The organism is Morganella sp. TYF_1 (assembly GCF_043105645.1).
In the GTDB taxonomy this organism is placed as follows: Bacteria; Pseudomonadota; Gammaproteobacteria; order Enterobacterales; family Enterobacteriaceae; genus Morganella; species Morganella morganii_B.
On sequence record NZ_JBICLU010000015.1, the window covers coordinates 197,760 to 223,796 of the forward strand.

Below are 26,037 nucleotides of genomic sequence, written 5' to 3' on the forward strand. Positions count from 1 at the left end.
TCAGGGCAGCAGGCCGATGGTTTTATCCAGCGCATTCAGCAGCAGGCTGCGGTCATGGCGGTACGGGACATCCTGTGCCTCGAGGATCTCTCTGACAATCAGGCGGTCGCCGAGGTCACCGGTATTGATATGCGGTGCGCATACCACCGCATCTATCCGTTTGCGGCCGATGCGTTTTTCAATCACGGCGATTTTTTCACTCAGGCTGAGGGACGCCGCAGCCGGGCTCAGTTCTTTGCCGAGATTTTCAATATAGATCATCGGCGCCTGATTAAAATTAATGGCTTTGGTGAAATCGGGCAGCAGCATCAGCGGCATCAGGCTGGTAAAGAAACTGCCCGGCCCGATAATAATCAGCTCTGCGCGGCAGATGGCATCCAGCGCCTCTTTGGTGGTTTTCACCGGCGGGGAGAGCTGTAACTCCTGCGGCGGGCAGGTCAGCTGATCGACATTCACTTCGCCGTACACTTCATGACCTTCACTGTCGATAGCCATCAGATCGACCGGCGTTTCTGACATCGGGATCAATTTGGCTTTGACTTTCAGCATATTGCGGATCAGATTGATGGCATCCAGCGGGCGCACACTCATATGATCCAGTGCCTTGAGCATCAGGTTGCCGAGGTTATGTCCCGCCAGTTCGCCGTTACCGCTGAAACGGTATTCAAACATAGTGGAGGCAATCGACGGCTCCGTGATCATCTGATTGAGACAGTTGCGCATATCCCCCCAGGCAATGCCACCCTCCGCCCGGCGGATCCGGCCGGTGGAGCCGCCGTTATCCGTGGTGGTGACCACGCCGGTCAGCCGCGATCCCAGACCGTTCAGGCAGGACATCACCCGTCCCAGCCCGTGGCCTCCGCCTAAAGCAACAACATGTTCCAGCGACGTGAGTGTGCGGTTCTCCATAGTGTTTATGCATTCCCTGAGTTTTCATATTTATTTGCGCGGTAATCTATCATAAAAACCAATTTTTCGCGTCACGATACTGAGATTTATCAAACTCCGGTCAATCATAAAGGTGAATTATCTTTTTGCTGCGTACTTTTACGTGTGATTCAGAGATGGCAACGGCGGGGAAGTCATGCTATGAGTGAATGCGGTGACTGAAAGCATCATAAATAAACATGAATAACAAAAATCAATAAGTGACAGGAAGAACATCATGAATGACCTGACGTGTACCATTCCGGTACTGGAAACCGAACGTCTGATCCTGAGTGCCCACCGCAGAGAAGACCATGCAGCAGTGGCTGACATGTGGTCGGATACCGCAGTGACACATCATATTATGGCAGGACAGATTTCCACACCGCGCGACAGCTGGATGCGGATACTGGCGTATCTCGGATTGTGGCCGCTGCTGGGCTATGGTTACTGGGCGGTCAGGGAGAAAAGCACCGGAGAGTATATCGGGGATATCGGTTTTGCGGATTTTTACCGTGAAATGGAAAAAGACATCAGCCACTATCCGGAAGCAGGTTGGGTGTTTGCAAAGCGGGCACACGGTAAGGGCTATGCCGGTGAAGCATTGGGAGCCATACTGAACTGGCTGAAAGAGGTGCGCGGTATTAATGAATGCGTGTGTATTATTGCTCCTGAGAATAAACGCTCTGCCCGGCTGGCAGAGCGTTACGGATTCCGTCCGCAGGAGACACTGAGAATGAATTATAAATCCGTTATTTTCTATCACGTTACACTGGACTGACCGGGCCTGCTATATCTGTGTCAGCTCAACCGGTGTCAGATCAAAAAAGCGGTAAATAATTTTCCTGTCAGACCGCCGTATTTTCGGCGGTTTGCTGTTTATTATTTATTCATCGACTTATAATTGATTTGCTAATTAATTGAAAAACTGTGTGAAATTTTCGTTATCCGGTGTATCCGCTCCTTTTTCCGGAGGCACGGTAACACGTTGTATAATAAGGTATATAGCGTATTTATCATGGTAATTCCCGCAGGGCAACGCTAGAATCAATTCACTTAGCGTGGTTATTAACAGCATTAATGACAACGATTAACTCCTAGCCTTCACACCTACGTTTCAGGTCAGAACCGGAAATAGGGTGAGCTGGCCGTGACACTCACGAGTGCCACCAGGGTGCAGGATAGAAATGTCCGCATCTCCCGTATTTGGAAAGGTGTTATGACTGAACAACTGACAGATCCCTTTGCGCGCAAATTTTATTATCTGCGCCTCTCCGTGACAGACGTTTGCAATTTCCGTTGCAACTATTGTCTGCCTGATGGTTATAAACCAAACGGACACAAATCCTTTCTTTCCCTCGGCGAAATCCGCCGGGTGACCCGCGCGTTTGCTCAGCTGGGCACGGAAAAAATCCGTCTGACCGGCGGCGAACCGACCATGCGCCGCGATTTTACCGATATTGTTGCCGCTATCCGCGAAAATGAGAATATCCGCACTATTGCTGTGACCACCAACGGTTACCGCATGGCGCGGGATATCCGCGACTGGCGCGCCGCCGGGCTGAGCGCGGTGAATGTCAGCGTTGACAGCCTCGACCCGCGCCAGTTTCACGCTATCACCGGGCAGGATAAATTCATGCAGGTGATGAGTGGTATCGATGCCGTGTTTGACGCCGGTTTTGAGAAGGTGAAAGTGAATGTGGTGCTGATGAAGAATGTCAATGACATCCATCTGCCTGCATTTCTGAACTGGATCAAAGACCGCCCGATCCAGCTGCGTTTTATCGAACTGATGGAAACCGGTGACGGCAGTGATGTGTTCCGCCGTTTCCATATCTCCGGCAATGTTATCCGCGCCCGTCTGTTACAGGCAGGCTGGCAGCAGGTGGCGCGTGCCCGCAGTGACGGCCCGGCGCAGGTGTTCAGTCATCCGGATTATCAGGGCGAAATCGGCCTGATCATGCCGTATGAAAAAGACTTCTGTCAGAGCTGTAACCGTCTGCGGGTGTCGGCGGTCGGTAATCTGCATCTGTGCCTGTTCGGCGAGCAGGGGATCACGCTGCGTGACCTGCTGGCGGAAGACGGACACGACGACGAGCTGAAAGCTCGGCTTCAGCGCGCATTGCAGCACAAACGCGAAACCCATTTCCTCCATCAGGGGGACAGCGGTATTACCCCGAATTTATCCGTTATCGGCGGCTGATCCGCCGGTCATATCAGGAGTTTACATGTCTCAACTCACCCATATTAATGCGGCGGGCGAAGCCAACATGGTGGATGTGTCCGGAAAACAGGAAACGGTCCGCGAAGCGCGCGCCGAAGCCTTTATCACCATGGATGCCAAAACCTTACAGATGATTATTGACGGCAACCATCACAAAGGGGATGTCTTTGCGACAGCCCGTATCGCCGGTATTCAGGCCGCCAAACGGACCTGGGATCTGATCCCGCTGTGTCATCCGCTGATGCTGAGCAAAGTGGAGGTTCAGCTGAGCGCGGAGCCGGACACGTCCCGTGTGCGTATTGAATCCTGCTGCCGCCTGACCGGTAAAACCGGGGTGGAAATGGAAGCCCTGACTGCGGCTTCTGTGGCTGCACTGACGATCTATGATATGTGCAAAGCGGTGCAGAAGGATATGGTTATCGGCCCGGTGCGTTTACTGGAAAAAAGCGGCGGGAAATCAGGACATTTTAAGGCGGACGCATGATTAAGGTACTGTTTTTCGCGCAGGTGCGCGAGCTGGTGAATACCGATGAGCTTTCTCTGCCGTGTGATTACGCCACAGCGGAAGATTTACGGGCTGCGTTATGTGAGCGCGGTGAGCGCTGGGCGCTGGCGCTGGAATCCGGCAAACTGCTGTGTGCGGTGAATCAGTCTTTTGTACCGCTGTCGCAGCCGCTGACTGACGGCGACGAGGTCGCGTTCTTTCCGCCGGTCACCGGAGGCTGAATCATGAATAATACCCGGATTGCTGTTCAGACTGACAATTTCAGTGTTGGTGAGGAATACCAGTGGCTGGCCGGTTGTGCGGATGACGGCGCGGTGGTCACCTTTACCGGCAAAGTCCGCAATCATAACCTCGGTGATAATGTGGCGGCTCTGACGCTGGAACATTATCCGGGCATGACCGAAAAGGCGCTGGCGGATATTGTCGCACAGGCGCGTGAGCGCTGGGAATTGCAGCGGGTGACACTGATCCACCGGGTTGGCAGTTTATACCCGAATGATGAAATTGTGTTTGTCGGTGTCAGCGCTGCCCATCGCGGTATGGCATTCGAAGCGGCGGAATTTCTGATGGATTACTTAAAAACCCGCGCGCCGTTCTGGAAAAAAGAGACATTACCGGAAGGCGGCACCCGTTGGGTGGATGCCAGAGAAAGCGACCAAAAAGCCGCAGAACGCTGGTAATTTACCGCTAATCACGTCTGTATCGCCGGATTTTTTCCGGCGGTGGTACATCAGGTTAAAAATATTTACTGTTTGTAAAGAAAAGGGGGGGATTCCTGACAGTTTGCCTGCTGGCAACACCCTTTTTATGTGATAATCTATAGGCCTTGGTCGTTTATCATCCGATAAACAATTTGATACAGATGAAAGGGTTATCCATCATGGACCGATTTCCTCGTTCTAACGGCTCGATAGTTTCACAGGCGGGCTCCGGTATTCAGGCTTATATGGCCCAGGTTTACGGCTGGATGGCATGCGGCCTGCTGCTGACGGCCTTCGTCGCCTGGTATTCGTCTAACTCAATGGCGATTATGAGCTTTGTTTTCTCCAGCAAAATCACCTTCTTCGGCCTGATTATTGCTCAGCTGGCACTGGTCTGGGTTATCTCCGGCATGGTTGAGCGCCTGAGTGCGTCCATGGCGACCGGGCTGTTTATGCTCTATTCCGCACTGACAGGGCTGACGCTCTCCAGTATCTTTATCGTGTATACGGACGCGTCTATCGTCAGTACCTTCTTTATCACGGCAGGGATGTTCGGTGCGCTGAGTATCTACGGCTACACCACCAAACGCAGCCTGTCCGGGATGGGGAACTTCCTGTTTATGGGACTGATTGGTATTGTCATCGCATCTCTGGTCAATATCTGGCTGAAAAGCGAAGGTATGACTCTGATCATCACCTATATCGGTGTGATTGTGTTTGCCGGCCTGACTGCGTATGACACCCAAAAACTGCGTGAACTGGGTGAGCAGATTGACAGCAACAATAAAGACACCATGCGCCGCTATGCGATCGTGGGTGCGCTGTCGCTGTACCTGGACTTCATCAACCTGTTCCTGATGCTGCTGCGCCTGATGGGCGACCGCCGCTAATCACAGACAGAACAGGATGTAACAATGAAAGGCCGGTGAAAACCGGCCTTTTTACGTTTACTGTTCTGAATCTGTAATAATCTGTTCCAGTGTCCGGGCGGCTTGCCCGGCTTCCGTCACATTGGTATTCTGCGGGGCAGCACTGACAATCAGAGCCTTCCACAGCGCCCAGCCCATTGCCCTTGCGCGGGTTCCGGCGTCACACCGCAGTCGTTCAAAGAAAACGTCACGGCTTTCCCTGTCAAAGAAGGTCCAGGCAATTACCAGGTCACAGGCCGGATCTCCGGTACCGAGTTGCCCGAAGTCAATCACAGCGGTCAGACGACTGTTCGTGGTGAGCAGATTGCCCGCACTGATATCACCGTGAACCCAGACCGGCTCAGCTGTCCGCCGGGCGTGCAGGGCGTTTTCCCATACCCGCAGAAACAGCGGGACACAGGTTTTATCTTTCAGATTCGCCAGCGCCTGACAGGTTTCACTGTCATAAACTGCTAAATTACCGCCCCGGTGAAAATTCTGCGCACCGGCGGCCGGGCCGCCGGTGGCATCGATACGCTGAAACGCCGTCAGAAAATCTGCGAGATCACGGGCAAAAACCGTTTTATCTGACGGCGGGTGTGCCGCAACCGTTTCTCCCGGGATCCAGCGGTACACAGACCACGGCAGCGGAAATCTCTCTGATGGTTTACCCGTACCGAGCGGGGCGGGGATCTGAACGCTCAGTCCTGTTGCCAGACGCGGTAACCACTGCTGTTCTTTCAGTACCTGACCGGCATAATCCGGTGAAGACGGCAGACGGATCAGCATTTCTTCACCCAGGTGAAATGTCCGGTTATCCCAGCCGCTGGTCGCGACCGGTATCACCGGCAGATGTGCCCACTGCGGGAATTGTTCCGCTATCAGCGCAGCGGCAAGGTGTGTATCAATATTCAAAGAAATCGCTTTCCTGTAAGATTATAATAAGGAATATTATAGCAAAGCCAGTAGCCTATGCAGAGATGATTATTTTTTGTCGTCCTTATTTTATATAATAGCTTTTCATCTTATTATTTCCTGACTTTATGCACTCAGCGGTATTTCCCCCGGATTCTATACAATTATTTACTTCCTTTTCTGTATTTATTCTGAATAGGATGTAATCCCAATTATCAATATATTTCTGATATTTTTTATTTCCGTAGCCAGCGACGGTGGCAACATGTTCTCTTGCTTTATCGATATCTTTATCTATGTTTTCCTCACCATTTAAAAATGCTGAAAATACAAAATCACAGGCAGAAATCAATCTGTTTCTGCCAATGTGACACGCTTTTTCATAGTAAGTTATAGCGTTCTTCATATCTTTTTCTTTCCCGTAACCATGGGATAAAATAAAACCATAGTGGAATAAAGCAAGTGGGTTTTCAGGATCTGAAGAGAGTAACGCTTCCAGATAGTAAACAGCGGTATTACAATGTGCTGAAATGCCCGTGTTACCACTTAATTGCTGCAGGTGGTAGCAGTTATTATAATAAAAAGAGAATAATGTATAACGACTTGTTAAATTACCCCTTTCTGTGCTATTAATCAGAGAGGCAAGCTCATTTTTATTTTTTGGATAGGGGGCATATTCTGGTAATGCCGGATCATAGCGTAGTTCAATTGGGTTGTATTCATACACAGTAATGTTGTTATTCCACTGATTTTCTGAGTAAGCACAGAGACTGAAACCGGGTAATAACATCAGAAATATTAATTTTTTATACATTTTTTTATCCGAATAAATAGGGTGTGATTGTTGTGTCTTTTAAAAGGATAGTTTTTATTTTTTATAATAATTGTTATATCTGGCCGGACTAATATTGACCTTTTTTATAAAGATGTCAAAATAATCAATTATATTAATTTCAAGTTTTATTATTATTTACGCAATTTTTCGCCGGAATAACGCATAGGCGGCGGTTCCTGTGGTCACGGCGATCACCTGTAATGGCCAGAGGCTTTGGCGGATAACACTGAAATCCGCATCTTTGAGGTAAATCTGTTTGGTGATTTCATTGAAATGGCGGATAGGATTGACCCAGGTGATATGTTGCAGCCAGACCGGCATATTTTCCACCGGGGCAATATAACCGGACAGCAGCACGGCAGGCATCATAAAAACAAACACGCCGATAAAGGCCTGCTGCTGAGTGGCGGAAAGGGCGGAGATTAACAGACCGAACCCGACCAGCGACAGCCCGTATATTACCATGGTGAAATAGAACAGAAGCAGTGAACCGGAGAAGGGGATACGGTAAGCAAAAATCCCGATTATAAGCACAATACTGGCCTGTACCGTGGCCACAATCAGTGCCGGAACGGCCTTGCCGACAAAGATTTCACCGGTGGTCAGCGGTGAAACCAGCAGTTGATCCAGCGTACCCTGTTCCCGTTCACGGGCAACCGACAGTGAAGTGACAATCATTACGCCGATAGTGGTGATCAGCGCCACCAGCGACGGCACGATAAACCATTTATAATCCAGATTCGGGTTATACCAGTTGCGCACCACCAGCTCACTGGTGACCGCCTGCGGCATCCGTTCCTGCTGATAATGTGCGGTGATTTGCTGAACGTAATTGGCGGCAATCTGCGCACTGTTGGAGTTTCGTCCGTCGAGCAGGATTTGCAGCTGTGCCGGTTTCTGTGCGGCGAGCTGCGCACTGAAATTTTGCGGAAAATGCACCAGCAGCAGGGCTTTGCGGTTATCAATCACATCCTGTACGTCATGCCGGTTTTGGATCAGCAGCACATCAGAAAACGCACTGGCTTTGGCAAACTGCTGGGTCAGCTCAATGGATGCGGGGCCCTTGTCTTCATCATAAATCGCGATAGTCGCGTTGGTGACTTCCAGCGTTGCCGCCAGCGGGAACAAAATCATCTGAAAAATTACCGGTACGATCAGGATCGTGCGGGTCTGCCGCTCACGGAGAAGTAATTGCAGTTCTTTGATAATTAAGGTGAATATCCGGTGAAACATGGCAGTCTCCTTAATCAAGCCGGCGGCGGGTTTTCAGGGCGGTCAGGCCGATAAACACAATCGCTGACAGGATCAGCAACACCAGGTTACTGATAATCACCGGCATAATATTACCCGCCAGGAACAGTGTCTGCAGGCTTTCCACAAAGTAACGCGCCGGGATCACATAGGTCACCACCTTTACCGCCACCGGCATACTGTCGATTTCAAACACAAATCCGGACAGCATAATCGCGGGCAGAAATGCGGCATTCAGGGAGATCATGGCGGCATTAAACTGATTGCGGGTTACGGTGGAAATCAGCAGCCCCATACCGAGCGCGGTGGCGAGATAGAGGGAGGTCACCAGGGCCAGCAGCCACAGCGAGCCGTGATACGGCACATCCAGCACATACACGGTTACCACCATACACAACACCATGACAAAACTGCCGAGCACCTGATAGGGCAGCAGTTTGGAGAGCAACAATTCCGTTTTGGTCACCTGTGTGGAAAGCAGGGCTTCCATGGTGCCGCGCTCCCATTCCCGCGCCACCACCAGTGAGGTCAGGATAGCGCCGACCACGGTAATAATGATGCTGATAGCCCCCGGAATAATAAAATGCTGGCTGATGGCTGCGGGGTTAAACCAGTAGCGCAGCCGGACATCAATGGGTGGTTCACTGCTGATCCCCCGATCCTGTGCCCGTTGCTGCTGCCAGATCTGCCAGATACCATTAGTGTAACCCTGCACAAAATTGGCGGTATTGGGTTCACTGCCATCCGTAATCACCTGAATCTGTGCGATATCGCCCTGACGGGCCAGACGTTTGTCAAAATCCGCCGGGATCACCACAATACCGCGGATATGCCCCGCCTGGAGTTTATCGATTAATTCACGGCGATTATCACTGAGGGTGGCATCAATAAACGGAGAGCCGGTAAAGGCGTGGATCAGCTCCCGTGCCGGTTCACTCTGTTGATTTACCAGGATCCCGAGGCGCAGTTTTGATGAATCCAGATTGATACCATAACCGAAAATAAATAACAGAATCAGCGGGATCACAATGGCGATCAGAGCACTCGACGGATCGCGGACAATCTGTTTGCTCTCTTTGATGCACAGCGCCCGCAGACGGCGCCATGAAAAACCGGAAGGTGTGCTCATGATGCCGCCTCCTGTGCACTTTTTTTGTCATACTCTTCGACCAGCCCGATAAAGGCATCTTCCATTGACGGATCCGGATGGGTGTCATCCGCCACCGAGGCTTTCAGCTCATCGGGGGTACCGGCGGCAATGATTTTGCCGTGATAGACCAGCCCGATGCGGTCACAATATTCCGCCTCATCCATAAAGTGAGTGGTCACCATCACGGTCACGCCTTTATCCACCATGCCGTTAATATGCAGCCAGAATTCACGGCGGGTGAGCGGGTCAACCCCGGAGGTGGGTTCGTCGAGAAAGAGAATATCCGGCTCATGCATCAGGGCGCAGGCCAGCGCCAGCCGCTGTTTGAAGCCGAGGGGTAAATCTTCGGTGGTCTGGCGCAGGATCGGGGTGAAATTAAAGGCATTCACCATATCACCGATTTTTTGCTGCTGTGCTTTGCCGCGCAGCCCGTAAACGCCGGAGAAAAATGTCAGGTTCTGGGCGACCGTCAGATTGCCGTAGAGGGAAAACTTCTGCGCCATATAGCCCAGGCGGCTGCGGGCTTTGGCTGAGCTGGTTTTCAGATCCAGTCCCAGCACCAGGGCGCGGCCGCTGCTGGGGATCATCAGGCCGCACATCATTTTGAAGGTGGTGGATTTGCCCGCGCCGTTCGGGCCGAGCAGGCCGAAAATCTCCCCGCGTTTGACCTGAAAATCCACATGATCGGTTGCGGCGAAATCGCCGAATTTTTTGGTCAGGCTGACGGCTTCAATCACGGTTTCATCGGGTGCCGCCGGGATCTGCGGCATAATCTGCGCCAGTTGTGAGCGGTGTGACGGGCCGCCGCCGAGCAGATCAATAAATGCATCCTCAAAACGGGGTTTAGCGGGCAGCAGTTCGGTATCCGGATATTTCAGCGCGCTAAGCAGGGCGCGGGTATCGGCCTGCGGTTTCACAATCAGCCGGACATAACGTCCCTGAATAACACCGTCAGATACCTGTGGCTGAATCAATGCTTCCTGTAAGATGCGGCGGCGTTCACCGGGTGCTGCGGAGAGCAGAAAAGAGCGGCCCTCCATGGTTTCTGTCAGCTGTGCCGGTTTGCCTTCATAAATCACTTTTCCCTGATTGAGCAGCAGTACATCACGGCACTGCTCCGCTTCATCCAGATAAGAGGTACTCCAGAGGATCAGCATGCCGTCATCGGCAAGAGAATGTACCATCCGCCACAGTTCGCGGCGGGCGATAGGATCGACCCCCACACCCGGCTCATCGAGCAACAGCACCTGCGGCTGCCCGAGCAGCGTACAGGCCAGTCCGAGTTTCTGTTTCATACCACCGGAGAGTTTGCCTGCCATGCGGGTGGTAAAACGGGTCAGATCGGTAAAGGTCAGCAGGCGGTCAAAAACCGCCTGTTGTTCATGGTGCGGCAGGCCGCGCAGTTCAGCATATAAACGGAGGTTTTCCATCACGGACAGATCTTCATACAGCCCGAATTTCTGCGGCATATAGCCGAGCTGTGCGCGCAAAGCCACACTGTCTTCAATCGGATCAAACCCGGCGACGCGGATTTCCCCGCTGTTTGGTTTCAGTAAGCCGGCCAGCATGCGGATGAGGGTAGTTTTCCCTGCGCCGTCCGGCCCGGCAAGCCCGGTCACACCGCCGCCCTGAATTGTGGTGGTCAGCCGGTTAACCGCCGGATTATCAAGGCCGGGAAAGCATTTTTCGACGGCACTGAGGGAGATAGTGATGTCTGACATCGTCTCTCCTTACGGCTGCGGTTCTTCATTATCAAAGCGGACGGTGACCGGCATCCCCTGACGCAGCAGCGGGTCGGCATCCGTCACCACAATGCGCAGACGATAGACGAGATCTGTCCGCAGTGCCGGGGTTTCAACGGATTTCGGGGTAAACTCGGCGGTCGGGGAGACAAAGCCGACATGCCCGTGATACGGCTTGCCGGGGCGGCTGTCGGTTTCCAGTAATACTTTACGGCCGGGCTGTGCCTGTCCCAGCTCACTTTCACTGACATACGCCCGCACCCATACCGGATTGGTCAGTGTCAGGGTGAACACGGTACTGCCTGCCGGTAAAATCGTGCCGGGTTCGATGGCACGGGTCAGAATAGTGCCTTCTGCCGGTGCGGTCAGCCGGGTATCCTCCAGGTCAAGCTGCGCCTGCTCCACGGCGGCTTCGGCCTGTTTCAGCTGCCCGCGCGCTTCGGCAATCTCTTCTTTGCGGTAACCGTTTTCCAGCTGGTTCAGTTTGTCCTGTGAGGCTTTCAGTGCCGCATCGGCCTGATTACGCTGATTGCGGGCATTTTCCAGGTCATTGGCAGAGATAGCACGGCTTTTCATCAGTCCGGCCTGGCGCTGATAAAACTGACGGGCAAATTCCGCCGCTGCCGTATTACGGGCAACATCGGCTTTTGCCTGCGCGATTTCTTCCGGCCGGTAGCCGGTTTCCATCATCAGTAATGCGGCCTGCGCGCTGTCCCGCACCCCTTCCGCTTTCAGCAGGGCGTGACGGTACGGCGTATCATCCAGCATACCGAGCAGCTCACCGGGCTGAACCGCCGCCCCTTCATCCGCATTCAGGGATTGCAGTTTACCGCCGACACGAAAACCAAGATTGACCGTCCGGATATCCACATTACCGTACAGCAGAGCAGGCCCCGACGGGCGCGACTCCCACCAGTACCAGCTGCCGGCACCGGCCAGCAGGAGCAGAATAATGATAAGTATCCCGGTTTTTTTCATTGGCTTCATGAATGGATTCCTGGTGAGTTATCAGAGACAGTGGTGTATCAGTTCCGGTAATGCTGCTGTAATCCGCTGAGCAGCAGCCGGATATGTTCCCGCAGCACCTCGTTGATCATGTCATACTCTTTCGGTCCGATATTATCCCAGCCGGTCTGGCGCAGCAGATTTTCCCGTGCCAGACGGAAAGACAATATTTCGCCCATCAGGGCGTGTGTGTGGATAAGGGTATTGATATGTCCGTCCGGCAACCCGGTATAACGGGCAACTAATCTGGCCTGGCGGGTAAAAATCGCGGACAGCGCCTGTTCATGGATAAGCGTGTAAGCTTTGGTCGGAATTAACTGTTCGCGTGACATAATCCGGCTGATATTGATGTTACTTTTCTTCAGTACCAGTTCATTATAGGCGAGAAAACTCAGCTCAATCAGTTGCAGACAGCGGTTTTCATCCTGTTCGTCAGTCCCGTTTTTCAGAAACAGATCAATTTCTTCAATGACAGGACGGAATTCATCACGGATAATGTCGGCAATATGCTGTGCAACGGCCAGATACAACCCGTCTTTTGAGCCGAAATAATAAGCAATAGCTGCGATATTTTGATCCGCACGTTGTGCAATCTGGCGAGTAGTGGCACTATTTGGGCCGTTCAGTCCGAAAATCTCAATAGCGGCTTCCAGTAAAGCGAGTTTGGCTTGTTCGCCTCGCGGCGTATTAGTCGTATTGACTGACATGGCGTATATCCTTATAGGTGTGTCGGCATAAACGAGAGATCAATCATATGATTAACTGTATGCTCATCAGTATCTGTTGTAAATGAGCAGTAAGCAACGGATTGATCACAGACGTATTTTATCGATATTTCTTCCGGAGTGACGGATTAATTTTCGACATTCAATTATCAGCAGGCCCCGCAGACAACAGACCGGGGCGGAGTCTTAACAATTCATGAGTTTTTCATCATTACCATTATGCCCGGAAATTCAGAAGGCCGTCGCAGAGATGGGCTACGAACAACCAACCCCGATTCAGATGCAGGCCATTCCGCAGGTTCTTGCCGGACATGACTTATTAGCCAGCGCACAAACCGGTACGGGAAAAACCGCCGGTTTTACCTTACCTATCCTGCAATATTTACAGGATAATCCGCGCAAAGGCGGCGGACGCCCGGTACGCGCGCTGATCCTGTCCCCGACCCGCGAACTGGCTGCTCAGATCGGCGAAAACGTCCGCGAGTACAGCCGCCATCTGCGCACCCGTTCGCTGGTCGTCTTCGGCGGGGTGAGTATCAACCCGCAGATGATGAAACTGCGCGGCGGCGTGGACATCCTGATTGCCACCCCGGGCCGTCTGCTGGATCTGGAACATCAGAATGCCGTGGATTTATCTAAAGTCGAAATTCTGGTGCTGGATGAAGCCGACCGCATGCTGGATATGGGCTTTATCCATGATATCCGCCGTGTTATTAAAAAATTACCGGTGAAACGTCAGAATTTACTGTTTTCCGCGACATTCTCCAACGGGATCAAATCTCTGGCGAATACTATTCTCAATAATCCGGTGACGGTGGAAGTCTCCCCGCGCAACAGTGCCTCACAGCAGGTCACGCAGTTTGTTCACCTGGTGGATAAAAAACGCAAAGCAGAACTGCTGGCACACCTGATTGGTCGTGATAACTGGGAGCAGGTACTGATTTTTACCCGCACTAAACACGGTGCCAACCGTCTGGCGGAATTCCTTAACGGCAGCGGCATCAAAGCTGCCGCTATCCACGGTAACAAATCCCAGGGCGCACGTACCCGCGCACTGGCGGATTTCAAAAGCGGCGCTATCCGCGCACTGGTCGCGACGGATATCGCGGCGCGCGGCCTGGATATCGAGCAGCTGCCGTATGTGGTGAACTATGAACTGCCGAATGTGGCGGAAGATTATGTCCACCGTATCGGTCGTACCGGGCGTGCGGAGGCTACCGGCCTGGCATTATCACTGGTATGTGTCGATGAGCATGATTTATTACGCGATATTGAAAAACTGCTGAAAAAGCAAATCGAGCGGATGGCTGAACCGGGTTACGATCCGGATCCGTCCATCAAAGCCGAGCCTATCCAGAAAGCGAAGCAGGGTCGCGGCGGCAGCGGCCGTTCCGGCGGCGGACGTCAGGGCGGACAAGGGCGCAGCGCCGAAGGCCGCGGTAACAGTGGTGGCGGCGACAAACGCCCGTCACGTCCGCGTCAGCACAAACCGCGTTCCGGCAACAGCGACTCCGGCAGCCCGTGGGGTAACCGGGGTAAATAACGGAACCGGCTCATGCGTGTTCTTTTAGCACCGATGCAGGGGGTCCTTGACCCCCTCGTCCGTCATCTGCTGACGGCGGTGAATGACTATGATCTCTGTATCACCGAATTTGTCCGTGTGGTGGATATGCTGCTGCCGGAGAAACTGTTTTTCCGTCTCTGTCCGGAGCTGGAACACGGCGGTCTGACCGAATCCGGCACGCCGGTGCGGATCCAGCTGCTGGGGCAGTTCCCGCAATGGCTGGCGGAAAATGCCGCGCGGGCGGCGGAACTCGGTTCGCACGGGGTGGATCTCAACTGCGGCTGTCCGTCCAAAACAGTGAACGGCAGCGGCGGCGGGGCGACGCTTCTTAAAGACCCGGAACTAATTTATCAGGGTACCAAAGCCATCCGTGAGGCGGTACCGGCGCACCTGCCGGTATCGGTGAAAGTGCGGCTCGGCTGGAGCAGTAATGCGCATCAGTTTGAAATTGCCGATGCAGTGGCACAGGGCGGGGCAACCGAGATCACGGTACACGGGCGCACCAAAGAAGCAGGCTATCGCGCGGATCTGATTGACTGGCCTGCGATCGCGGCTATCCGTCAGCGGCTCGCCATTCCGGTGATTGCCAACGGCGAGGTCCGGGACTGGCAGAGTGCGCAGCAATGTCTGACCGTGACCGGCTGTGATGCAGTGATGCTCGGGCGCGGGGCACTCAATGTGCCGAACCTGAGCCGGGTGGTTAAACACAATGCGCCCTTTATGCCGTGGCCGGACGTGGTGGCATTACTGCACCGCTACACACAGCTGGAAAAGCAGGGAGATACCGGGCTCTACCATGTGGCACGTATCAAACAGTGGTTCAGCTATCTGCATAAAGCCTATCCGCAGGAAGCGGATGAACTTTTTTCCGTGATCCGTCCGCTGAAAGAGTCTGCCGCCATTGCACAGGCTATTGCCCGGGCTCAGAGCGTATAAAATTTGCTTTTTTTACCATATCGCACTTTAATTGACAGGTGAGCCGGATTTTTTCTTAACCCGTTAATACAGCAGGAGGTGCTGATGAATTTTCTGTCCTGGATTATTTTTGGCCTGATCGCCGGTGTGCTGGCGAAATGGATCATGCCCGGAACCTATAATATTGGCATTATTATGACGATTGTGCTGGGTGTTGTCGGTGCTGTTGTCGGGGGATATATCAGTGTTTTCTTCGGTAAGGGGCGTGTCGACGGGTTTAATTTCGGCAGCTTTGTGGTCGCTGTGATCGGTGCGATGGTGGTGCTGTTTCTCGCCGGGAAGTTTGCGGGCTGACAGCCGCATAACAGATTTAAAAAATGCCGGAGCAGCTGACGCGCTCCGGCATTTTTTTATGGTTCAATCGGCAGGGTGTCTGAACCGCCCCATTCCGCCCAGGAACCGTCATACAGACGGACATTCTGATGGCCGGTGAGCGTCAGCGCCAGCAGCAGTATGGCTGCTGTCATACCGGAGCCGCAGGACACCACAAGGTATTTACTTAAATCCACGCCTGCATCACGGAATATCTGCTGAATCTGCGTCGGGGATTTGAAGATCCCGTTTTCCACCAGGGTATTCCACGGCACATTGTAACTGCCGGGAATATGACCGGAACGTACGCCGGGACGCGGATCCGGTGCCAGTGCCTGAAAACGGTCGGCAGAACGGGCATCAACAATCTGAATTTCCGGGTCCGTAATCGCCAGCAGCACATCATCTTTATTTACCGCATTATGACGCTGAAACTCCGGCACAAAGGTTTTCGCCTGCGGCAGTGGCAGCTCACCGCTTTCGGTGGTATAACCGGCACCGGCCCAGGCATTCAGACCACCCTGTAAAATGCGCAGATTTTTCACACCGAAGGTTTTCAGTGTCCACCAGGCACGCGGGGCGGAGAACAGGTTACCCTGATCATAAATAATCACCATGGTGTCATTATCGATTCCGAATTCACCGGCAGCCTGTGCGAACACCTCCGGTGACGGCAGCATATGCGGCAGCGGCGAGGAGAGATCAGCGACTTTGTCCAGATCAAAATAGTGTGCGCCCGGAATATGGCGCTCAAGCCATAACTGATGGCAATCGGCGGGCTGACCGGGCGGCGCTTTGCTGACATCGAGCACAACAAGATTGTCGTCATTCAGGTGCGTGTGCAGCCAGTCTGCGGTCACAAAATAGTCTCGGTACATCGCAATTAACCTCGTTAGCAGGACGCAGAGCGCTACCGGGTTTCACCGGTGGTCGTTTCCTGCGCCGTGGATGGAGTCTCAGGGGCAACCGAACGATTATACATATTCATTCCGGCAAGAAAAACGCCGCCGAGGGAGCCGAAGGCAAAAATAAAAATGAAAATAATCAATAATTTCTTCATAGATGTATTCTGGTCTTATCTGATGGAGCCTGTCTTCCGGACAAATCCGGGGGCCATGTTGATTAATTGTAACAAACTATTGAAGCAACCGTATGCAGAAAATGAGCGCTAACGGCCCGGATATGCTGATTTTTTTTCTGTAGTGTGAAACAATAGCCCCCTGTTTATTTATCCATAGGTTTTTCAGATGCCCCTGTCCGCCACCGTCAAACAACAAATCAGCGCCTGGTACAAAGCCCTGCCGGCGCAGATTGACGGCTTTGTTCCGCGTGCCCCGCAGCGGGAAATGATTGCGGAAGTCGCCCGGACGATGGCGGGTGATGAAGGGCGGCATCTGGTGATTGAAGCCCCGACCGGGGTGGGAAAAACCCTCTCTTATTTGATCCCGGGCATTGCAGTGGCCCGGGAACAGCAAAAGCTGCTGGTGATCAGCACCGCCAATGTCGCGTTACAGGATCAGATCTACAGCAAAGATCTGCCGCTGCTGGCAAAAATTATCCCTGATCTGCGTTTTACCGGTGTATTCGGGCGCGGGCGCTATGTCTGTCCGCGCAATATGGCGGTGATCGGTGCAGCGGAAGGGGAACAAATTGACCTGATGCTGCTGCTCGAAGATAAGGCGGATGTGGCAACGGCCTCTGAACGTGATACCGTGCGCCAGCTGCAGAATGATTTTACTTCTTTCGGCTGGGACGGCCTGCGCGATCACCACAAAACCTCCATTCCGGACAGTCTGTGGCGCAAAATCAGCACCGACAAACTCAGCTGCCTCGGGCGCAATTGCCAGTATTACTCGCGCTGCCCGTTTTTCCTGGCGCGGCGTGAAATTGAAAGTGTGGATGTGGTGGTCGCCAACCATGCGCTGGTGATGGCGGCAATGGAAAATGAATCGGTTCTGCCGGAAAGCAAAAAACTGCTGCTGGTGCTGGATGAAGGTCACCATATCGCTGATGTGGCCCGTGATTCTCTGGAAGTGGAAGGCGATATCACGCTGGTGTCACTTCAGGCACAGCTGGATAACCTTTCCCGCTTTGTCACGCAGTATCTGCAACAGTTCCGCCCGGTAAAACCACCAAAACTGGCGGACAGTGCCCGTCTGCAGAAACATCTGGATGCGATGTCAGATGTGTACCGCGATGTTGCGATGTACACACAGGCGCTGCTGCCGGAGCAGGCGGCGGATCCGCATTATCTGTTTCCGCTCGGGGAACTGCCGGAGCCGCTGACGGCGGCGGCTCAGCAGCTGTCAAAACAGACGGATGCCCTGCACAGCATGGTGGAGGGGATACTCAGTGATCTGAACGAACAGACGGCAAAACAGGATATTGTCCGTCTGCACAAGGCTATCCTCACAGCCGGAAAATTCCTCGGCGCACTGGAAAACAGCGCCAAACTGTGGCGTCTGGCGGCGCTGTCGGAAATTTCACACGCGCCGGTCTCGAAGTGGCTCAGCCGCCGCTATGAAAAAAATCAATCTCACCTTTGGCTCCACTGTGCGGGGATCCGCGTCAGCGAACAGCTCGGTCACCTGTTATGGCGCAATGTGCCGAATATTGTGGTGACCTCGGCAACCCTGCGTTCACTCAACAGTTTCAGCCGGTTGCAGGAAATGACCGGGCTGAGTGAAAAGGCCGATGACCGCTTTGTGGCACTCGATTCCCCGTTTGATCACTGCCGTCAGGGGCGGCTGGTGATCCCGAAAATGCATTATGAGCCGACACCGGCAGATGAAGCCGCACATATCGGAGAAATGGCGCGTTATTTCCGTTCACAGCTGGCGTCCGGTGAACACCGCGGTATGCTGGTGCTGTTTAACAGTCAGCGGGCAATGGATCTGTTTCTCACCCATGTGACGGATTTGCGTCTGCAACTGCTGGTACAGGGTGATCAGCCCCGTTACCGGCTGGTGGAAACGCATTGTCAGCGGATCCGGGACGGGCAGAACAGTGTGCTGATCGGCCTGCACTCTTTTGCCGAGGGGCTTGATCTGAAAGGGGATTACCTGACTCAGGTGCATATCCATAAAATCGCGTTTCCGCCGGTCACCAACCCGGTGATTATCACGGAAAACGACTGGCTGAAATCCCTGAACCGCTATCCGTTTGAAATACAGAGCCTGCCGGGCGCGTCATTTACGCTGATCCAGCAGGTCGGGCGGCTGATCCGCAGCCATCAGTGTCACGGGGATGTCGTGATTTATGACCAGCGCCTGCTGACCAAACGGTACGGCAGCAGGTTGCTTAATGCATTACCGGTCTTTCCGATTGTGCGTCCGGATATTGAACCGGAAAAATAATATAAACGGATAACGGTTATTCTGCCGTGGCGGTAAAGGTCACATTACCGCCGTAATCATTGATATTACTGACAATCAGATGGTCACCGCGTTTAACCGCTCTTTTTACCGAAATTTCCGAACGGCTTTTCGGTGTCAGCATAAAGGATTTATGCAGTATTTGTTTTTTATCCGCCAGCGTTATTTCCGTAATGGTAATGTGGTACGGCGAATTATTATTGACCCGTATTGAATGACTGCCGGACTGAAATGTAACCTGCTGTGTGGCGGCATTTCTGTCACTTAATCCGGCAGGGCGGTAAAAGACTTTAAACCGTGAACGGACGGCAAGTTGTATGGAATCTTTTGCCTCTGGTGAAGCCGTTTTACTGACCGGCGGAATATCCAGAACATTCAGCCACCACAGACTTTCTCTGTCAGACGGCATACTGCTTTTATCTGTCAGCCGAATACGTAAATTTTGTATCGCTCCCGGATTAATACGTGAAACCGGCGGAGTCAGTTCAAATGGCGTGACCGGCAGGTTCGCGGGAAGAGCGTCGGAATCTCCCGGGTCAAGCCAGTACTGAACAAATGCCGCAGTGGCGGATTCATTATTTATCCGTGCCGTAATGTCGTGAGCACCTTCCGGATAAATATACCGTGTACTGTTCGCACTGATACCGTCAGCAAAAGAAAAGGCACTGATAAAATACACAATTAATAACAGATATGATTTCATTCTATTTCCCCGTTGCACACGAAGGAATACACGGACAGGTATTATTACTGAGATAATCGCCTGCCATGATTACGTATTAACGTATTCCCTTTATTTCATTTGATTTTATGCGTTTTTTTTATTTTTGAAATACGTATGTTTTCTTGGTTTTGTTTATTACGTAGTAAGGCAGAATTTATTGATAACATGAAGGTATAGATTCATTGGAATAGTTTATAAAAAATATGGTAAAGGGGTATCAGACTTACTGATTTTTTGACATGGTATCCTTGCCGGAGGCTTCCGCGTTACAAATCACTTGTAACAAATTCAAAAAGTTATCTTACATATAATTACTGATATTATTTTTCAGTTCCATGTTGATTCTCCTCTGTGAATAATAATATGACGAATACACTCATATACTCTCTCAGTTGTTGTGCACGACCCCCTGCTGCTCATGCATAAGCAACGGGGGGCATATTCATTTCATCTCTGATGATCGAGATTATTTCAGGTCACTTATTGTCACCAGGAATGCTGTATACCCAGCTGCTTCATCATCTTTGATATTCTCAATTGCCAGCTTATTATTTTCAGTAAGCTTTGATTTATAGTCATTGGGTTTATTATATGTCCACGATACATCACCATCAGGTCTGAAACCGGGATTAAACCAGTGGCCTCCATCTATACCTGAAATCCATAAATTTCGTTTAGCAGCTTCCTGGCAAACCTCAATTGCTGCTTTTGGTGATAATTTCATTGAAGCATTCCCTTTTAATTTAAAGAAATCTTCACCTTTGTTATATAGTACACCGTGATCAAATAATTTTTCTTCCATTATTTCTTCTCCCATTGAATTCGTGAGTCATCGATCCATTGAGGATCTGTCTTATCACTGACCTGAACGACTTCGCCTGTGCGATCGTTAACTACAACATATTCACCTTGTTTACCGTATACAGTAGCCGTGTCATTACGCCCAAGGTGATCAGGCGGTGTTTTTTTCGGACTACGTTTATCAAAAGATTTCCCTTTCGGACCTTTTGCTACCGTATCTTTGGCATCTTGTTCGGTCCAGCCCCGGCCATTCATTTGATCTTTAATTTTTTCATCAAATTTGAGTTCAGGCGTTTTTCCTTTTTTGTCTTTTTCTTCTTTAACCTTATCCTCAGCAGCTTTTTTTCTGTCTTCCGTATTTTTCCTGTTTTCAACAGCTATTGCCACTGCATATTTTGCCTGAGTGTATTTTTGGATAGTATCTTCGATGTGCCCCATCTGTGCTTTATAAGCACCAGCTTCGTTGGTTGCATTACGGGCTTCAAAATACGCAAATCCCTTTTGGGCTTTGGTCAGTTCTTCTCTTAGTTTGTTTACATCCGTATTTTTTACCGTATCGTAATTTTTCTGTGCGCTTTCCAGGTCAGAAGCAGCTTTTGCCAGATCGCTGTTCGCAACATCCAGTTGCTCCTGTGCAGCTTCCAACGGATACAAAGCCGCACGGTCTTTTTTAGCCTGTTCAGCCTGTTTTTTCGCTTCTTCCGGTTTTACCTGTTTTGTGACAGAAATATAAACCGGAGCATGGTCACCGCCGAAGTCGATAATTGCATGATGTGAAACATTTTCTTTTTTTTCCGGCGCCGGCAGGTAGTGTTTTATCTCCGGTGTGGTATTCAGTCCCCGTGGAGCCGTGTTTGGTTTTACCAGTCCGGTATCATTCACACTGATTCGTATTGGTTTCATGCCGGGTACCACCTGAGCGGTGTATACATTCGGCTTGTTTGTCTTTTGTGCTTTGACAACCGGCACCTGAGTGGGGTTTACCGCTGTGACGGCGACAGGCCGGGTTTCAGCCAGCTCATCAATCACTGCCTGTGCAATCACGCTGGCCGGAACACTTGTCTTTTCGGGGATATCTTCCGGCGGAACAGAAGTTACCACTCCGGCAGGTAGCATGACAGTATTATAGGGATTATCAATATCGAAATCTTTAACGTAAATATTCACTTTCGGGTCAGGTGCTATCTGAGAGGGATAGAATAATCCCAGAATTCCCAGAACCCGGCCTGCAATAACTGCGGAAGTCGTTAAGAATGCTTTTAATGCAGCAAGCTGAGCCTCATTTAGTGAGGCGTAATAAGCCGACAGAGCAAAGCTGAACGTTAATCCGATAGTATCTGCGGAAACATAGACTGTTTTCGGTGCTCCCGGTATATCAATATAATTCAGAGATTCAGGAGTATTATTCAAATCTGTATAGCTATTATTGTCACTATTGCTATCACGATGGCTACCAAATTTATCCGGGTCATAATGACGAATATTTCTTCCGTCCGGTAGTTGTGTTGTTCCCCAACCACTGCCGGAACCTGCGCCACCACTTGTTGAACCGCCGTTACCACCGATACCGGTCGGTCCGCCGTTGATATTACCACCGGTATCATGAGCCCCGCTGTTATAACCATTACCGTCTCCGCCACTCATCGTAAATTTCCTTTTGGGTTTTAGGTTTTCCAAAAAAACCGTGTTTTTACACGGCTCCTGGTGGTGAAAATTCCACAACCCAAAATATCAAAACATACTATTGTAATAATTTTTAAATAAAATCAATCAATTGTGTTTTTTTGAAAAAGGCAGGCATTATGATAACGGATTCGTTATCAGGAAAACCAACGGGACCTTTTTTGTATGACAGAGGCAGTTCTTCGTTTTGAACGAAATCAGCACACAAAAAAAAACCGCCCGGAGGCGGTATAAAGGGTAGGATTGACTCACTAAGTCTTACTGTTTTTATTGTCTGCGACACATACTCACACACGAGATGTTAATTTCAGACCGCAACCTGCCGGTTACGGTGCTGTATTTCTGATATTTATTCGATATTGGCTTCAATAAACCACAGGTACTGGTCGAGGTCGCGGGAGGCGGCAGTAAACATATCTGCGGTATTTTCATCCTCAACGCGGCTGACGGCACGGCGGATATCGTTGGCGACGATAGCATAACGGTCGGCCAGTGCTTTCAGGTGATCCTGCACAGTGTGGATATCAGTCGGATAAGCCGGTAAAGCAGAGGCTTTACTGATCGCCTGCGAGGTACCGAGTGCCACACCGCCGAGCTGAACAGCGCGTTCGGCAAAAGTATCCAGGTGGCTGTTAAGGCTGTCGCGGAAGCCGTCCAGCATTTCATGTACAGCAATGAAATTGCGTCCGCGCAAATTCCAGTGTGCCTGTTTGGTCATCAGCGACAGGTCGATAAACTGCAGAACCTGATGATTCAGTTCATCAATGGTTTCCTGCTTAATATCATCAGTGACATCGTTACGGGTGTACACTAAGTGAGAAGCGGTGGTTTTCACTAATTTTGCGGTGCTCATTATTGTTCCCCTTATTTATTCCGTTAAACATTATTCAGTTAAACATTTCTGTTTCGATGGGGTTACTATAGGGCAGCACAGATAATAGTTAAATTCGATTAAAACTATAGAATCGATAGGCAAACCGGCACAAGGCCGGTTTCAGTATGGCGGGTGATTACTCAACAGCTTTGATTTTTGACTTTGGTTTGATAGTCAGTGCCGCGCCCATGGAGGCGATGACAATGCAGCTCAGCGCCAGCCATTGTGCGAATGACAGATGCTCATGCAGGAAAATAATCCCGACCATTGCCCCAATCACCGGCTCAAGGCTCATCAGGATGCCGAATGTCCGTGTCGGCAGACGGGTCAGTGCCACCATTTCCAGTGAATACGGAAAGGCCGTCGATAAGATGGCCACCGCCACCCCGACCGGCAGTACCGCCCAGCTGAACATCACACTCAGATCACTGTGATAGGCCCCTATCGGGAAAAAAATCAGCGCGGCGATAAGCGAACCGACCGAAACGGTGGCTGCGCCGTAAAACCGCCCGGCCCGCTGGCCGAAGATAATATAGAGTGCCCAGCCCGCCCCGGCACCCAGGGCATACAGCATCCCGATCGGATCCAGTTGCTCAAGATCCCCGATCTGCTCACCGAGCGGCAGCAAAAAGGCCAGACCGGCAATCACCAGAATAATCCAGAGATAATCCGTTATTTTACGTGCCCCGAACATGGCGACCGCCAGCGGCCCGGTAAATTCCAGAGCGACCGCAATCCCGAGCGGAATGGTGGACAGCGCCAGATAGAACAGATAGTTCATTACCCCGAGCGAGAGGCCGTACCCCAGCATCGGCAGCAGTGATTCCCGGGTAAAACGCAGCCGCCAGGGTTTAAAAATCACCAGCAGAATCGCCGTCCCCAGCAGTAAACGCAGGGCGGTCACCCCCGGGGCGCCGATAACCGGAAACAGGGTTTTCGCCAGTGAGGCGCCGCTCTGAATAGAGATCATCGACAGCAGCAATAAGCCGATCGGTAACCACGGAGAACCATTTTGCTGGCGGGGAGACGCAGACATGAAAAACCTCGGGAGCAATAAAAATGCGGTGAAACAATTAGTTATATTGAATTGCATGCAAAAGGCAGCACTCGTCATGCAATCTTAGCGGGGCGGCTGACGGATAGCAATTACTGATTTAAGAGGATATTAATCCGCGGACAGCGATTGCCGGGTAACATAACAAAATCTGACGAGTGCTATCTTCAGACCGCTTGCGTATACTGACTGCCGGTTTTTCATTTCATCACGATAAGGACAGGGCAGATATGCGGGATATTAAACGAATTGCGGTCTATTGCGGATCAGCAGCGGGTGCATCAGAGATTTACCGCCTTGAGGCCGTGAAATTTGCCCGGATTCTGGTTGAGCAGGGAATTACCTTGGTTTACGGCGGTGCCAGTGTGGGGATCATGGGGACGGTGGCGGATACCGTACTCCGCGAAGGCGGGAAGGCCATCGGGGTGATCCCGGCATTGCTGGAAGGGCGGGAGATTGCCCATAAAAACCTGACGGAGCTTCACCGCGTCAGCACCATGCACGAACGCAAAAGCAAAATGATTGAACTGGCAGACGGCTTTGTCGCACTGCCGGGCGGCTTCGGCACCCTGGAAGAGTTTGCCGAGGTCTTTACCTGGAGCCAGATCGGGCTGCATCAGAAGCCGGTCGGGCTGATGAATATCAATAATTATTATGACCCGCTGCTGTCGCTGATCAGCAAAATGACCGATGAACAGTTTATGCAGGAAAAATACCGCCATATGGCCATCGTCGAAACCGACGGTAACGCACTTATCCGCCGCTTCCGCGACTATGAGGCACCGGCGGTCAAAACTTACGATTAACCGGAGAACAGTATGATAATCCGTCCTGCAACACTGAATGACACTGACCGTATTGCTGAACTTTATCAGCAGCTATTTTTGCTGATGGCGGAATATCAGCCGGATCGCTGGCGTCCGGCAGAGCAGGATCGCGGATTTATCGAAAACGCCATGACAGATGAAAAATTCTGTCTGCGGGTGGCGGAAACGGAAGGGCATATCGCCGGGTTCGCCTTTGCGCAGACGCAGGATACCTCACCTTATACCTGTGTAGTGCCGCGCCGTTTCGGTTATATCTTTGATATTGTGGTTGATCCGGCGATACGCGGGCAGGGCACGGGGAAAAAATTACTGGATGCCGTTAAAGATTGGTCAAAGGCACAGGGCCATACGCATCTGGAGTTATCCGTACTGCCGGAAAATACCGGTGCCATGCGTTTATATGAACGCGAAGGTTATCAGCCGGTGATCCACACCCTGGCGATTAAGCACTGATAATCAGGACTGGTGCAGCGTCAGCATAGTGAGAAAAAATCAGCGGAAAGTATTACCGCTGCCAGAATCACGATTACTGCAATAAGCGCTATGCCGGACAGGGCAAACAGAAACAGTTCTGCCGCAATCACGCCACCGCCGCACAGCAGGGCAATACGGGCGGTGATTTTATTCTCTTTGCGGATAAAACCGGCACCGGCAAAAAACAGCGCCAGCAGTGCCAGTGCGGTTCCGGTATAACCCGCATTGCGGGCTGAAGCCGATAACGCACGCCGTTTTTCATCTTCCGGGGTGGTTTTTGCGTGAAATTCATCTCCGCGGAGAGCCGCTTTGGCAGCCTGTTTCATTGCACTGATTTTGTTATAAACCACCTGTTCGGCAGGCGGACGGCTTTCAATATATTTATCGGTCTGATATTGCGCAAAAAAGAAGGCGGCTATGGCGAGCAGGCCGAGTAACATACCGGAAAAACTGAACGGGTTTTTTCTGATAATCCGTTTCATGGTGA

General features: G+C 51.5%; 28 protein-coding genes and 1 riboswitch. Of the genes, 12 read left to right on the plus strand and 16 right to left on the minus strand.

Features of this window, described 5'->3' with window-relative positions; translation table 11 throughout:
* The gene (gene yvcK, locus ACF8OF_RS06305; protein ID WP_392496060.1) at window positions 1–909 is read right to left on the minus strand and encodes a uridine diphosphate-N-acetylglucosamine-binding protein YvcK; all 909 of its coding nucleotides are present in this window, start codon (window positions 907–909) and stop codon (window positions 1–3) included.
* 256 nt (window positions 910–1,165) lie between these two features.
* On the opposite strand from yvcK, the gene ACF8OF_RS06310 reads away from it, so the two are divergent.
* The 6 genes from ACF8OF_RS06310 (at window position 1,166) to ACF8OF_RS06335 (ending at window position 5,247) form a co-directional block, all read left to right on the plus strand.
* Window positions 1,166–1,708, plus strand: coding sequence for a GNAT family N-acetyltransferase (locus tag ACF8OF_RS06310; protein ID WP_279798205.1), 543 nt, complete (start codon window positions 1,166–1,168; stop codon window positions 1,706–1,708).
* Between the two features lie 301 nt (window positions 1,709–2,009).
* Window positions 2,010–2,159: riboswitch (molybdenum cofactor riboswitch) on the plus strand.
* Window positions 2,147–3,130 carry a GTP 3',8-cyclase MoaA gene (gene moaA, locus ACF8OF_RS06315; RefSeq protein WP_392496062.1) on the plus strand — a complete coding sequence of 328 codons (984 nt, stop codon included), beginning with the start codon at window positions 2,147–2,149 and terminating at the stop codon, window positions 3,128–3,130. Its footprint overlaps the riboswitch before it by 13 nt.
* Window positions 3,131–3,155: 25 nt before the next feature.
* Complete coding sequence (gene moaC, locus ACF8OF_RS06320) at window positions 3,156–3,635, plus strand: cyclic pyranopterin monophosphate synthase MoaC (protein ID WP_004235693.1); 480 nt, start codon at window positions 3,156–3,158, stop codon at window positions 3,633–3,635.
* Window positions 3,632–3,877: a molybdopterin synthase sulfur carrier subunit gene (gene moaD / locus ACF8OF_RS06325; protein ID WP_046893745.1), complete on the plus strand. Its 246-nt coding sequence runs from the start codon at window positions 3,632–3,634 to the stop codon at window positions 3,875–3,877. Before moaC ends, moaD begins: the two co-directional genes overlap by 4 nt.
* A gap of 3 nt (window positions 3,878–3,880) precedes the next feature.
* Window positions 3,881–4,336, plus strand: coding sequence for a molybdopterin synthase catalytic subunit MoaE (gene moaE, locus ACF8OF_RS06330; protein ID WP_262860819.1), 456 nt, complete (start codon window positions 3,881–3,883; stop codon window positions 4,334–4,336).
* 200 nt (window positions 4,337–4,536) lie between these two features.
* The gene (locus ACF8OF_RS06335) at window positions 4,537–5,247 is read left to right on the plus strand and encodes a Bax inhibitor-1/YccA family protein (protein ID WP_262860820.1); all 711 of its coding nucleotides are present in this window, start codon (window positions 4,537–4,539) and stop codon (window positions 5,245–5,247) included.
* Between the two features lie 57 nt (window positions 5,248–5,304).
* Here ACF8OF_RS06335 and ACF8OF_RS06340 read toward each other — a convergent pair whose 3' ends face one another.
* The 7 genes from ACF8OF_RS06340 to cecR all read right to left on the minus strand — a co-directional run bounded on the left by ACF8OF_RS06340 (window position 5,305) and on the right by cecR (window position 12,870).
* Window positions 5,305–6,180 carry an aminoglycoside phosphotransferase family protein gene (locus ACF8OF_RS06340; protein WP_392496063.1) on the minus strand — a complete coding sequence of 292 codons (876 nt, stop codon included), beginning with the start codon at window positions 6,178–6,180 and terminating at the stop codon, window positions 5,305–5,307.
* Between the two features lie 85 nt (window positions 6,181–6,265).
* Complete coding sequence (locus tag ACF8OF_RS06345) at window positions 6,266–6,994, minus strand: hypothetical protein (protein ID WP_392496064.1); 729 nt, start codon at window positions 6,992–6,994, stop codon at window positions 6,266–6,268.
* Window positions 6,995–7,150: 156 nt separating this feature from the next.
* The gene (locus ACF8OF_RS06350; RefSeq protein ID WP_392496066.1) at window positions 7,151–8,248 is read right to left on the minus strand and encodes an ABC transporter permease; all 1,098 of its coding nucleotides are present in this window, start codon (window positions 8,246–8,248) and stop codon (window positions 7,151–7,153) included.
* A gap of 10 nt (window positions 8,249–8,258) precedes the next feature.
* Entirely contained in the window at window positions 8,259–9,395 is a 1,137-nt protein-coding gene (locus ACF8OF_RS06355; RefSeq protein WP_392496067.1) for an ABC transporter permease, read from the minus strand.
* Entirely contained in the window at window positions 9,392–11,137 is a 1,746-nt protein-coding gene (locus ACF8OF_RS06360; protein ID WP_392496069.1) for an ATP-binding cassette domain-containing protein, read from the minus strand. Before ACF8OF_RS06360 ends, ACF8OF_RS06355 begins: the two co-directional genes overlap by 4 nt.
* Before the next feature lie 9 nt (window positions 11,138–11,146).
* Complete coding sequence (gene hlyD, locus ACF8OF_RS06365; protein WP_349467873.1) at window positions 11,147–12,145, minus strand: secretion protein HlyD; 999 nt, start codon at window positions 12,143–12,145, stop codon at window positions 11,147–11,149.
* Window positions 12,146–12,183: 38 nt separating this feature from the next.
* On the minus strand, window positions 12,184–12,870 hold the full coding sequence (cecR, locus tag ACF8OF_RS06370; protein ID WP_279798217.1) for a transcriptional regulator CecR: 687 nt from the start codon (window positions 12,868–12,870) through the stop codon (window positions 12,184–12,186).
* A gap of 214 nt (window positions 12,871–13,084) precedes the next feature.
* On the opposite strand from cecR, the gene rhlE reads away from it, so the two are divergent.
* From rhlE to ACF8OF_RS06385, 3 genes are all read left to right on the plus strand, one after another.
* Window positions 13,085–14,431, plus strand: coding sequence for an ATP-dependent RNA helicase RhlE (gene rhlE / locus ACF8OF_RS06375; RefSeq protein ID WP_392496071.1), 1,347 nt, complete (start codon window positions 13,085–13,087; stop codon window positions 14,429–14,431).
* Window positions 14,432–14,443: 12 nt separating this feature from the next.
* Window positions 14,444–15,388, plus strand: a complete 945-nt coding sequence (dusC, locus tag ACF8OF_RS06380) for a tRNA dihydrouridine(16) synthase DusC (protein WP_392496073.1) — start codon at window positions 14,444–14,446, stop codon at window positions 15,386–15,388.
* Between the two features lie 84 nt (window positions 15,389–15,472).
* A complete protein-coding gene (locus tag ACF8OF_RS06385; protein ID WP_045138128.1) occupies window positions 15,473–15,721 on the plus strand; it encodes a GlsB/YeaQ/YmgE family stress response membrane protein in 249 nt (82 codons plus the stop codon).
* A 56-nt stretch (window positions 15,722–15,777) separates the two neighbouring features.
* Here the strand turns inward: ACF8OF_RS06385 and sseA are convergent, their stop codons facing one another.
* On the minus strand, window positions 15,778–16,617 hold the full coding sequence (sseA, locus tag ACF8OF_RS06390) for a 3-mercaptopyruvate sulfurtransferase (protein WP_262862755.1): 840 nt from the start codon (window positions 16,615–16,617) through the stop codon (window positions 15,778–15,780).
* A 32-nt stretch (window positions 16,618–16,649) separates the two neighbouring features.
* On the minus strand, window positions 16,650–16,799 hold the full coding sequence (locus ACF8OF_RS06395) for a hypothetical protein (RefSeq protein ID WP_004235712.1): 150 nt from the start codon (window positions 16,797–16,799) through the stop codon (window positions 16,650–16,652).
* Window positions 16,800–16,986: 187 nt separating this feature from the next.
* On the opposite strand from ACF8OF_RS06395, the gene dinG reads away from it, so the two are divergent.
* The gene (dinG, locus tag ACF8OF_RS06400; protein ID WP_392496074.1) at window positions 16,987–19,095 is read left to right on the plus strand and encodes an ATP-dependent DNA helicase DinG; all 2,109 of its coding nucleotides are present in this window, start codon (window positions 16,987–16,989) and stop codon (window positions 19,093–19,095) included.
* Between the two features lie 16 nt (window positions 19,096–19,111).
* Here the strand turns inward: dinG and ACF8OF_RS06405 are convergent, their stop codons facing one another.
* The 5 genes from ACF8OF_RS06405 to rhtA form a co-directional block, all read right to left on the minus strand.
* Window positions 19,112–19,816, minus strand: coding sequence for a molecular chaperone (locus ACF8OF_RS06405; RefSeq protein ID WP_392496075.1), 705 nt, complete (start codon window positions 19,814–19,816; stop codon window positions 19,112–19,114).
* 487 nt (window positions 19,817–20,303) lie between these two features.
* On the minus strand, window positions 20,304–20,639 hold the full coding sequence (locus ACF8OF_RS06410) for a colicin transporter (protein ID WP_392496076.1): 336 nt from the start codon (window positions 20,637–20,639) through the stop codon (window positions 20,304–20,306).
* Window positions 20,639–22,282: a colicin E5-related ribonuclease gene (locus ACF8OF_RS06415; RefSeq protein ID WP_392496078.1), complete on the minus strand. Its 1,644-nt coding sequence runs from the start codon at window positions 22,280–22,282 to the stop codon at window positions 20,639–20,641. Before ACF8OF_RS06415 ends, ACF8OF_RS06410 begins: the two co-directional genes overlap by 1 nt.
* Before the next feature lie 388 nt (window positions 22,283–22,670).
* Entirely contained in the window at window positions 22,671–23,174 is a 504-nt protein-coding gene (gene dps / locus ACF8OF_RS06420) for a DNA starvation/stationary phase protection protein Dps (RefSeq protein WP_046024221.1), read from the minus strand.
* Between the two features lie 157 nt (window positions 23,175–23,331).
* Window positions 23,332–24,231, minus strand: a complete 900-nt coding sequence (gene rhtA, locus ACF8OF_RS06425) for a threonine/homoserine exporter RhtA (RefSeq protein ID WP_262862753.1) — start codon at window positions 24,229–24,231, stop codon at window positions 23,332–23,334.
* Between the two features lie 248 nt (window positions 24,232–24,479).
* Here rhtA and ACF8OF_RS06430 point away from each other — a divergent pair, with 248 nt between their 5' ends.
* Together ACF8OF_RS06430 and ACF8OF_RS06435 are read left to right on the plus strand one after the other, a co-directional pair.
* Window positions 24,480–25,055, plus strand: coding sequence for a TIGR00730 family Rossman fold protein (locus tag ACF8OF_RS06430; RefSeq protein ID WP_072871103.1), 576 nt, complete (start codon window positions 24,480–24,482; stop codon window positions 25,053–25,055).
* A 12-nt stretch (window positions 25,056–25,067) separates the two neighbouring features.
* The gene (locus ACF8OF_RS06435; RefSeq protein ID WP_392496079.1) at window positions 25,068–25,529 is read left to right on the plus strand and encodes a GNAT family N-acetyltransferase; all 462 of its coding nucleotides are present in this window, start codon (window positions 25,068–25,070) and stop codon (window positions 25,527–25,529) included.
* A gap of 20 nt (window positions 25,530–25,549) precedes the next feature.
* On the opposite strand, the gene ACF8OF_RS06440 is transcribed toward ACF8OF_RS06435, so the two are convergent.
* Window positions 25,550–26,032, minus strand: a complete 483-nt coding sequence (locus tag ACF8OF_RS06440) for a hypothetical protein (protein WP_354621366.1) — start codon at window positions 26,030–26,032, stop codon at window positions 25,550–25,552.
* Between the last annotated feature and the right edge of the window lie 5 nt (window positions 26,033–26,037).